Source organism: Streptomyces sp. NPDC002513, from assembly GCF_053595355.1.
Genome location: NZ_JBSFXK010000074.1, coordinates 1 through 769 on the forward strand (window position 1 = coordinate 1; position 769 = coordinate 769).

Annotated in this window: 1 rRNA gene and 1 pseudogene; one reads left to right on the forward strand and one right to left on the reverse strand. The window is 70.4% G+C overall.

The features are described 5' to 3' along the window. A 5S ribosomal RNA gene (gene rrf, locus ACWD5Q_RS31250) occupies nt 1-82 on the forward strand; the annotation flags it as partial. A 119-nt stretch (nt 83-201) separates the two neighbouring features. Here rrf and ACWD5Q_RS31255 read toward each other — a convergent pair. Then, nucleotides 202-769: pseudogene (locus ACWD5Q_RS31255) on the reverse strand (hypothetical protein); the annotation flags it as partial.

Genomic DNA, 769 nt, shown 5'->3' on the forward strand with positions numbered 1-769 from the left:
CATTTCGAACCCGGAAGCTAAGCCTTACAGCGCCGATGGTACTGCAGGGGGGACCCTGTGGGAGAGTAGGACGCCGCCGAACAATCTTTGGAGGACCTCTGGTCCCAGCGACTCGCTGGGACCAGAGGTCCTTTTTGTTTTTCCGGTGCGCGCCGGGTTCCCGGTTGCGCGAGAATGGCTTTGCGGTACCGAAGACAGGAGTCACCCATGTCCACCAACTCTCCCGACGAGCGTCCTGAGCGTGACCAACGCCGCCGGGACAGTGGTGACCGCGGCGGTTTCCGCGGGGGCCCGCGCCGTGGCGACGACCGCGGGGGCTACGGCCGGCGTGATGACCGCGGCGGGTTCCGCCGCGATGACCGTGGTGACGACCGTGGCGGGTTCCGCCGGGACGAGCGCCGCGACGACCGGCGTGATGACCGCCGTGACGACCGAGGTGGTTTCCGGCGCGATGACCGTGGTGGCTTCCGTCGGGATGACCGGGACCACGGTGGACGCCCCCCCTTCCGCCGTGACGACCGGTCGGGCGGTCCGCGCTCCGACGACCGCGATCGCCCCGGGTTCCGCCGTGACGGCGACCGTCCCGGCTTCCGTCGCGAAGACGACCGTGGTGGCCATGGCCGCCGTGACGACGACCGCCGGGGCGAGCGTCGCGACGAGGGTCGCCCCGGGTTCCGCCGTGACGAGCGTCGTGATGAGGGTCGCGGTGGGTTCCGTCGTGACGAGCGTCGTGATGAGGGTCGCGGTGGGTTCCGTCGTGACGAGCGTC